An 8,908-nucleotide genomic window follows, 5' to 3' on the forward strand; every position below is an offset into this window, starting at 1 on the left:
CCTGCTGGGTGCGGGCGACGTAGGTGTCGTAGTACTTGGTGTACCGCCACTCGCCCGACTCGTTCCGGAACCAGTAGACCGAACCGTCCCAGCCCGCGCGGCTGGGGGCGGAGTCCGCGTGGGCGGTGCCCGCGCCGACGGTCAGGCCGGCGACTCCGGCGCCGGTCAGCACCGTGGTGGCGAGGCAGGTCCCGCGGACCGTGAGCCGCAGGGGAGATATTCGGGCGGACCGCCCGGTCGGCCTGCCGCGCCGGCTGCCCGCCCGGCCCGCGCAGTAGTGGCACCCGCAGCGCAGCTGCGCCGTCGGCTCCCCGATCCGCTCCTGGAACCCGATCAGTGCCGGGTCGCTGGCTATCCTCATGACCGCTTTCCTTCCGTGCCGGCCCCGTTCCTGGTACTGCCGTGACGGCCGACCGGCCGGGCGCCCGGCGCCGGCACGGCGCTCGTCACCCCCGCCGGCGCGACGAAGGCCACCAGCAGCTGCTCCATCAGGGCGCTGCGGGCCGCCTCGTCCAACTCCTGGGCGGTGGCGCGCTCCAGTCGGCGCACGGCCAGTGCGGCCGCCTCCACCGCGTCGTCCACCAGCACCGTGCGCAGCCCCGCGTCCAGGTCGGCCAGCTTGCGGCGGCGCATCGAGTCGGCCACCTCCGGGGCGTACTCCAGCACCAGCGGCTGCGCCGAGTAGACCTCCAGCCCGGCGGGCAGCGCCTCGGCGGCCAGTGCCCGGCTGAGCTCGTCGGCGAACCACTGCCCGTCGCGCAGCGCCGGGCCGGGGGCCGCGTTGCTGTCGCACGGCAGGGTGCTGGCGATCCGGGTGAGCACGGCGTGGATCTGCTCGCGCAGGTAGCTCTCGTGGTCGCGGACGGCGAACACCGCGCGGGCGGTGTCCCGGATCCGCCAGACCACCAGCAGCCGGACCACGATCGGGGTGCCGGTGCGGTCGGTGACCTGGACCGGCTCGCTGCGCCAGTGCCGCAGCCGGACGTCCACCCGGCGGCGGCGCAGCAGCGGGTTCACCCAGGACAGGCCGGTGCGCCGGACGGTGCCCTGGTAGCGGCCCCAGCGGCTGAGCACCCGGGTGTCGCCGCCGGAGTTGGCCAGCAGTCCGGACAGCGCCACCAGTGCGACCAGCCCCGCCCCGGTCACCGCGGCCAGCGCCCAGTCGGTCACCACCGCGCCGTCCGCCGCCCGGGCCTCGTCCGTGCGCAGGTCCGGGAGGGAGTCGAGGAGGTGCGGGACCACCCCGACCCGGGCCAGCACCACGACGATCGAGCCGAGCGCGAGCAGCAGGGCCAGCAGCGCGACCCAGCCCGGCAGCGCCAGCGCGGCCCGCTCCCGGAGCCCGGGGTCGGCCTTCGGCGGACGGCGGCTGGCCGGCTCGCCGCGGATGTCCACAGGCTGTGGATGAGCGGGCGCCGGGATCGGCCTCTCGGCCTTGGGGAGCGGGGTCGCCCCCGCCAGCACGGGAAGGGCGGGGTCGGCGGGGACGTCCACGGGGTTCCTCCGGGTCGCTGAATCACATGACGGTCGGCCCGGATCTGACGGGCGGTGCAGAGTCAGGCTAAGTACATAAGTGCATAAATGCGATATTTGTCTGTCGGCGCGTCGGCGATTCCTGACCCTCCGTCGGGGACAAAAGCCCAGCTCACTGACGGTGCGCCAGATGTGCGTCCGAGTACCCCCGATCGGCGGCTCACCGGGGCCGCCGCCGGTTGCCGCTGCCCTGGGCCAGCACCCGCCGGGTGACCAGGGTCAGGCCCGCCAGGATCAGGAAGATGCCGCAGGTGACGGCGCGCCAGCCGCCGAGCGAGCCCTCCCGCGCGCCCACCGGAGCAGTGGGCGGCGGCGGGGCCACGGCCTGCCCGCGGGCGGCCGAGGTGGCGGCGGAGCCGACGGCCGGGGTCGGGTCCTCGGCGGAGAGCTCGTCCGGGGGTGTGGTGTGCTGCGGGGCAGGGGACGCATCGGACGTCGACGGGGCGGACTTCTGGATCGCGTAGAGCACCCGCAGGGTGGGGACGTGGATCGGCACCGGAGCGTCCTCCAGCACGGGAGGCGCCACGTCCCCGGCGGAGGCACCGGCCGCACCGGGGGTGGGGCCGGGGCTCGTGCTCGGGCTGGCGCTCGGGCTCGGGCTCGCGCTCGGGCTCGGGCTCGGACTCGGGCTCTCGGTGGAGCCGGCCGCACTCGGGGTGGCCGCACTCGGGGTGGGCGTGGCGCTCGCGCTCTCCGTGGGGTCGGCCACTCCCGCGGCCACCGAGGGGCTCGCACTCGCACTCGGGCTCGCACTCGGGCTCGGGCTCGCACTCGCACTCGCACTCGGGCTCACGCTCGCACTCGGGCTCGGGCTCCCCAGCACCACCGTCACCCGCACCGCCTCCCCCTGCGTCGCGTTCCCGGCGCGGTCCACCGCCGTCGGGGTCAGCAACTGCTCCCCCGCCCCCAGGTCCCGCTGCGCGTGGCACGCCCAGCTGCCGTCCACCGCGACCACCGCGGAGCAGAGCGCCCCGTCCCCGCCCGCGACCACCGTGACCGAGCTCCCCGGCTCGCCGCGCCCGGCCAACCGGGGCCGGACCTCGTGCAGTTCCTCGCCCGGCCCGGGGGCCGTCAGCACCGGCCTGGCGGGCGGCACGGTCCGCACGATCAGCGGCACCGGCTTGCCCGCCGCCCGGTTGCCCGCCGCGTCCACCGCGGTCGCGGTCAGCACGTGGGTGCCGTCGGCCAGGTCCTCCACCGGCAGGCAGGACCAGGACCGGTCGGCCCGCACGGCGGTGCGGCACAGCTCGTTCGCGGTCCCGTTCACCGTCTCGGTCACCGTGACCGTGGTGCCCGGCGCGCCGGTCCCGGTCAGCAACAGCCCGGGGTCGTTGGTGTACTCGGGCACGGTCAGGACCGGCGGGGCCGGCGGGGTGGTGCTGACCGTGAACCGCACCGGGTCCCCCTGCAGCACCACACCGCCGCTGGTGGTCTCGGACGGCGCCACGGTGTGCTCGCCCTGCGCCAGTGCCTGGCCGGACTGGCAGTGCCAGGTGCCGTCGTGGTCCACCCGGGCCTGACAGAGCGTCACCCCGCCCTCCAGCACCGAGACCGTCGCCCCGGCCACGCCGCTGTCGCCGTCGAACCGGGGCTGCGCCTCACCGACCGAGCTGCCCGGCACCGGGCCGCTGATCTCCGGCTTGGCCGCGCCCACCGCGAGGTCGATCAGCTGGTCCTCCACCTCTCCGGCGTCCGCGAACCCGTCCGGCGAGACGACCTGCGCGGGGTCGCGGGCGATCCGCAGCCGGGCCCAGGTCTGGCCGGCCGCCACGTCCGGCGGCACGATCCACTCCAGCGTGGCGCTGCCCGCCCCGGGGGTGACGTCCACCTGGGCACGCTCGGTGGCGTCGAACCGGCCGTCCCGGCGGAAGTCGAGCCAGCCGGCCAGGGTGGCCGGCGACTGCCCGGGGCTGACCGGGACGGTGAGGTCGTAGTAGTGGCCGATCGCCGCGTCCTTGGGGAAGTCGAGGGTCGGGTCGTTGCCGGTGTGCTCGGTCCGGCCGGGCTGGATCTCCGGCGGTGCGGGCTGGGGGGAGCCGGCCCGGTGGGCCAGGCCCGCGGTGGGCACCGGGGAGACGGCGTCGCTGCCCAGGAAGAGGTCGGAGATCACGTGCGAGGCGTTGCCGTAGCCGGCCGGCGCGCTGCCCAGGGCCTCGTCCAGGCTGACCGTGAAGGCCTGGTCGAGCACCGGCACGGCCGCAGCGCCGCCGGCCGACGCGGTGTCACGCCGCTCCACCCGCAGGGTGGCGGTGTCGAAGGTGCCGTCCAGCTCGACGCTGCCGGCCCGGTCCAGCCCGGCGTCGGCACTGCCGTCCGGACCGCTCGGGCCGAGGGTGCCGCCGGCCGTCGTCCACCCCTTCCACGGGGTGCGGGCGGTGAGCACGGGGCCGGCCGGGGTACCGCCGGTGACGCTCAGCCGCAGCGCCGCGCTCGCGCCCCCGGTGGCGCCGGCCAGGCCGCTGAGGTGCAGCCGGGGGTTGCGGACCGGGCGGGAGAAGCTCAGCTGCAGGGTGCCCAGGGTGCGCCAGGAGCCGTCGGCCTGCGGGCGCGACTGGACCACCCGGAAGGTCTCGGCGGGCGCGCCGCCGCGCAGGCCGTCGGAGTAGCCGCCGTCGGCGAGACCGCCGGTGCCGGCCTGCACGCTGACGCCGGGTCCGGGCGCGAAGCTCAGGTCGACGGCCAGGCCGGAGCGGAGCACGGCGTGCTGGTCGGCGGTCCAGGCATCGGGGGACTGCTGCGCCTGCGAGACGGTGGGCAGCCACCCGAGCGAGAGCCCGGCCGCCAGGGTCACCGCGACCACGACGGGCCGCCGGGTCCGCCCGGGACGGGGGCGGCTGGTCCGTGGCGATCTCGCGGTCATGAGACCCTCCTGTGCACACGATGTGACAAGAAGTAATCACGACTTACCGCTGCGCGACCGCCGCCGCCCGGCGCGCCGTCACGGGATCCACCCGTCCGGCCGCACCGACCCCGCCGTCGGCCGCGCTCAGTCCCGTTCGGTGTACATCAGCGTGAACACCTTCACGTCGACCGCGGGCTCCCCCGCCGGCACCTCGTCCGCGCCCGCGCGGGTCAGCACCTCGCGCAGCTCGGCGCGCAGTTCGACCGCGCGCTCGGGGGTGAGGCGGAACACGCCGTGCCGGAAGACGCCCGGGGCGCCGTCGTCGGGCCGGGTCAGGTCCATCCGCTCGGAGAGCACGGCCCGCTCGAAGTCCTGGCGGAAGGAGTCCAGTCCGGCCAGTACCGCGGCCAGCGCCTCGGGCCGCTCCGCCGACCCCTCGGCGAAGATCCCCGCGGCCAGCCGCAGGTCGCGCTGGCGCGCCCGGTAGCGGCTCTCCACGATCCCCGACACCAGCCGGGTCCCGGCCACCTCGATCAGCTCGGCCTTCTCCAGCTGCTTGAGGTGCCGGTAGAGCTTGGTCTGCGGCTCCCCCAGCTCGGCGGCCAGCTCCTTGGCGGTGAGCGGCTGCCGCTCGTGCTGGTTCAACGCCTTCAGGATCGCCAGCCGTACCGGGTCGGCCAGCGCCTTGAGCGTCGCCACGTCGTCCACCAGGCGTTCTTCGGCCCTCTCGCGCATCCCGCCAGTCTGGCACGCCTTCAGGACTTGTGGTCATGCTCACCCATCCGCAATCATTCACCTCGCTGCTAACCATTCACGAAACAGTGAACGCTTACGGGGAGAGAAATGACCACCGCCGAGCCCCGCACCACCACCGCCGCCGACCCGCCCGCCGTCCCGCTCTCCCGCAACCGCCGCTTCCAACTGCTCTGGACCGGCGCCGCCGCCTCGGTGCTCGGCGCCCGGATCGCCGACACCGCCTTCCCGCTGCTGCTGCTCGCCCTCACCGGCTCCCCCGCGCTGGCCGGCGCCTTCGGCGCGGTGCAGCTGGCCGCGACCGTGCTGTGCGGCCCGCACGGCGGCGCGGTGGCCGACCGGTACGACCGGCGCCGGGTCCTGCTGGCCGCCGACGGCCTCCGCTTCCTGGCCGTCGGCAGCGTGGCCGCGGCCCAACTGCTGGGCCGGCTCACCGTGGTGCACCTGCTGCTGGCGGCCGCCGTGATCGGCGCCGCCACCGCCTACGGCGGCCCGGTCCGCACCCTCGCGGTGCGCGCCGTGGTCCCGCCCGAGCAGCTCGCCCAGGCGCTGGCCCGGGAGGAGCTGCGCGGCACCGGCGCCGCCCTGCTCGGCCCGCCACTGGCCGGACTGCTGTTCGCCGCCGGCCGGGCCGTCCCGGTGCTCGGCACCGCGCTCGGCTCGCTGGCCTCGCTCTGCTCCACCGCCGCGGTCCGTTTCGACGGCCGGCCCGGGCCGGGCCGGCCCGGACCGGGCGGGCGCGGCCCCGACGGCCGGCTCTGGGCCGGCGCCCGCCTGCTGCTGGCCAGTCCGCTGCTGCGCGCCACCCTGGGCGCGGCGCTCCCGCTCAACATGGTGGGCAACGCGATGACCCTCGCGGTGATCGTGCTGCTGCGCGACCGCGGCACCGGCAGCACCGGGGTCGGCCTCACCCTGGCCGGCGAGGCGGTCGGCGCGATCGCCGGCGCCTTCCTGGTCGGCCGGCTGCGGCGGGCCGCCGGTCCGGGCCGGCTGCTGCTCGGGGCCGCCTGGCTCTGCGTCCCGCTCACCGCGGCCGTGCTGCTGCCCGGCGGCGCGCCGACCGTCTTCGTCGCGCTGGCCCTGATGAACCTGGCGATGCCCGCACTGCGGGTGATGATCGACGTGCTGATCTTCCAGCAGGTCCCGGACGAGCTGCGCGGACGGGTGATCGCGGTCACCATGACCGTGCTGATGGCGGGGATCCCGGCCGGCACCCTGGTGGTCGGCCTGCTGCTGGACCGCCTCGCGCCGACCACCACCCTGCTGGTGCTGGCCGCCGCGCTGGTCGTCGGGCTGCTGCCGGCCACCTGCAGCAAGGCGCTGCGCACGGCCCGCTGGCCCGGCTGAGCGGGCGTCAGCGACCGGGTCCGGTACCGGAGGCCGGGGGCGCCGGAGAACGACGAAGGCCCCTCGGTGGTCCGAGGGGCCTTCGGTTGGTGCGCTCAGCAGGATTCGAACCTGCAACCTCTTGATCCGTAGTCAAGTGCTCTATCCGTTGAGCTATGAGCGCTCGTACGGCCCCGAGGGACCGCGAGCGGAGGTTGGTGCGCTCAGCAGGATTCGAACCTGCAACCTCTTGATCCGTAGTCAAGTGCTCTATCCGTTGAGCTATGAGCGCTCGCCTGCCGGTCTGGACCGGCGGGGCGGTGCGGGGACAACATTACATGACCGCCGACCTGGGGTGAAATCGATTGGTTCCGGCAGGTCCGCCCCGGCTTGCGGGGCGCCCGGGAACGCCGAAGGCCCCGCCGACCGGAGTCGGCGGGGCCTTGAGGGCGGAGGCTGAGGGATTTGAACCCTCGATGGGCTTTAAGGCCCAAACCGCATTAGCAGTGCGGCGCCATAGACCGGACTAGGCGAAGCCTCCATCACCCGAACCGCACCGTCGCCGGTGCAATCCGCGTGCCTGTGATGATGCCACAGCTCGGGGCTCCGGCACCAACCACTGGTTACGTTACTAGGCGGGTCGTCCTCTCGGCAAAAACAATGGGATACTCCAACCCCCGGAGGCAGCCCGGTCCGCACCACGGACCGCAGTCGTAAGTCGTGAGGAGACCGTCGACGTGAGCAGCAGGCCGATCCGAGGCGCTGCTCGCCTCGCCGCGATACTCGACGCACTGCCCGACGCGTTGCTGCTGGTCAACAGCAACGGCACGGTGGTGGACGCCAACGAGGCCGCCGTGCGCGCCATGCAGACGCCGGGCACCTCACTGGTCGGCCGCGGCGTGCTCGACCTGCTGCCGGACTTCGACCCGAGCCGGATCCCCGGCTCGATGCGCCCCGCGCCGAAGGACCCGGACGAGGCCGCCCAGCCGGTCCGGATGACCGCCCGCCGCACCGACGGCTCCACCTTCCCCGTCGAGGTCTCCGGCAACGACTTCGCCGACGACGGCGCCGGCGACGGACGCGGCTTCACCCTCTCCCCCCTGGTGCCGTACGACCCGTACCGCGAGGGCGGGCCGCGGGCCAGCTCGGCCAACGACCTGCTGCTGCTCCTGGTCCGCGACCTGACCAGCCGGCTGGGCGTGGAGGCGGAGCTGCGCCGCCAGCACAAGCAGACCGAGATGATCCTGCGCGCGGCCGCCGAGGGCGTGCTCGGCGTCGACCTGGAGGGCCGGGTGGTCCTGGTCAACCCGGCCGCCGCGCACATCCTGGACTTCCGGGCCAGCGAACTGGGCGGGCGCGAGCTGCACCCGCTGGTCCAGCACTCGCGGGCCGACGGCACCCCGCTGGCCGCCGAGGAGTCGGCGCTGCTGGACACCCTCACCTCGGGCCGCAAGCACCGGGTGCGCGGCGCCACCCTGTGGCGCAAGGACGGCCGCCCGGTCACCGTCGACCTGACGACCGCTCCGGTGCGCGACGGCGAGCAGCTGGTCGGTGCGGTGATGACCTTCACCGACCGGACCAAGGAGCTCGCGCTCACCGCCAGGACCGAGCACCTGACCGCGGTGCTGGAGACCGAGGTGGCCACCGCGCTGGAGGCGCTGCGCGGCCGGATCGACCGGCTGGCCGCCGACCCGGCCGGCCAGCTGTGGCCCGAGGCCAACTGGATGCTGCGCGCACTGGCCGACGACTGCCGCCGGTTCGGCATGCTGATCGACGGCGTGCTGGCCCACCAGGAGGCCGGCGAACCGGGCGTCGAGGAGCTCGACCGGGCCGGCACCTCGCTGGACAAGCTGGTGGCCCGGGCCGTGGAGTACGCCGGCCAGTTGGTCGGCCCGGGCCGGCTGCGCTTCTCGGTGCACGCCGCCGCGGTGGACGTGAGCGTCGACCAGGAGCGGCTGGCCCACGCGCTGGCCTACCTGGTGGCCGACGTCAGCGGGGTCTCGCTGACCGGCTCGGTGGCCACCGACACCGGCGAGCCGCCGATGGTGGTGCTGGCCGCCGCCCAGCGCGGCGACGTGGCCCGGATCGAGGTGCGCGGCCCCGGCCGGGGCGGCAACCCGGTGCAGGTGCCGATGGCCCGCGCGTTGATCGAGCGGCACGGCGGCGTGCTGCAGCCGCACGAGCTGCCCAACCACGCGGGCACCACCTACGTGGTCGAGCTGCCGCTGGACGAGGAGGCGGCCCGTGCCGCCGCGGACCGCGCGGCGGCCGGCGAGGGCCGGCACGTGCCCAAGGAGACCGACACCGCGGTGCTGCCCGACCTGCCGGGCCTGACCGACGGACCGTCAGCCGCCGAGCAGCCGGCCGCCGAGCCGGCCGCCGCCGAGCCGGAGCGGACCGGCCGCCGCCGCGCGCCCAAGGCCGCCGAGCGGCCGGAGCGCGAGGGCGAGGCGG

6 protein-coding genes and 3 tRNA genes are annotated in these 8,908 nt (G+C 75.5%); 2 read left to right on the forward strand and 7 right to left on the reverse strand.

Going from position 1 to position 8,908, the window contains the following annotated elements; genetic code table 11:
- Positions 1-357: 357 nt before the first annotated feature.
- The 4 genes from ACFW1A_RS34365 to ACFW1A_RS34380 form a co-directional block, all read right to left on the reverse strand.
- Positions 358-1,395, reverse strand: coding sequence for an SPFH domain-containing protein (locus tag ACFW1A_RS34365; protein WP_380416141.1), 1,038 nt, complete (start codon positions 1,393-1,395; stop codon positions 358-360).
- Positions 1,396-1,693: 298 nt separating this feature from the next.
- On the reverse strand, positions 1,694-3,727 hold the full coding sequence (locus ACFW1A_RS34370) for an Ig-like domain-containing protein (protein ID WP_380416151.1): 2,034 nt from the start codon (positions 3,725-3,727) through the stop codon (positions 1,694-1,696).
- A complete protein-coding gene (locus ACFW1A_RS34375; protein ID WP_380416153.1) occupies positions 3,640-3,840 on the reverse strand; it encodes a hypothetical protein in 201 nt (66 codons plus the stop codon). Before ACFW1A_RS34375 ends, ACFW1A_RS34370 begins: the two co-directional genes overlap by 88 nt.
- A gap of 679 nt (positions 3,841-4,519) precedes the next feature.
- Positions 4,520-5,110 (reverse strand): ArsR/SmtB family transcription factor, encoded by a 591-nt coding sequence (locus ACFW1A_RS34380; RefSeq protein ID WP_380416143.1) that lies wholly within the window; start codon positions 5,108-5,110, stop codon positions 4,520-4,522.
- 108 nt (positions 5,111-5,218) lie between these two features.
- On the opposite strand from ACFW1A_RS34380, the gene ACFW1A_RS34385 reads away from it, so the two are divergent.
- Positions 5,219-6,475, forward strand: coding sequence for an MFS transporter (locus ACFW1A_RS34385; RefSeq protein ID WP_380416145.1), 1,257 nt, complete (start codon positions 5,219-5,221; stop codon positions 6,473-6,475).
- A gap of 87 nt (positions 6,476-6,562) precedes the next feature.
- On the opposite strand, the gene ACFW1A_RS34390 is transcribed toward ACFW1A_RS34385, so the two are convergent.
- From ACFW1A_RS34390 to ACFW1A_RS34400, 3 genes are all read right to left on the reverse strand, one after another.
- A tRNA-Arg gene (locus ACFW1A_RS34390) sits at positions 6,563-6,638 on the reverse strand.
- Between the two features lie 32 nt (positions 6,639-6,670).
- Positions 6,671-6,746 (reverse strand) — tRNA-Arg (locus ACFW1A_RS34395).
- 158 nt (positions 6,747-6,904) lie between these two features.
- Positions 6,905-6,995 (reverse strand) — tRNA-Ser (locus ACFW1A_RS34400).
- Positions 6,996-7,191: 196 nt separating this feature from the next.
- Here ACFW1A_RS34400 and ACFW1A_RS34405 point away from each other — a divergent pair.
- Positions 7,192-8,908, forward strand: a 1,717-nt coding sequence (locus ACFW1A_RS34405; RefSeq protein ID WP_380416149.1) for a PAS domain-containing protein, incomplete at its 3' end; no start/stop codon positions are given.

This window comes from Kitasatospora sp. NPDC058965, from assembly GCF_042741245.1.
Lineage (GTDB): Bacteria > Actinomycetota > Actinomycetes > Streptomycetales > Streptomycetaceae > Kitasatospora.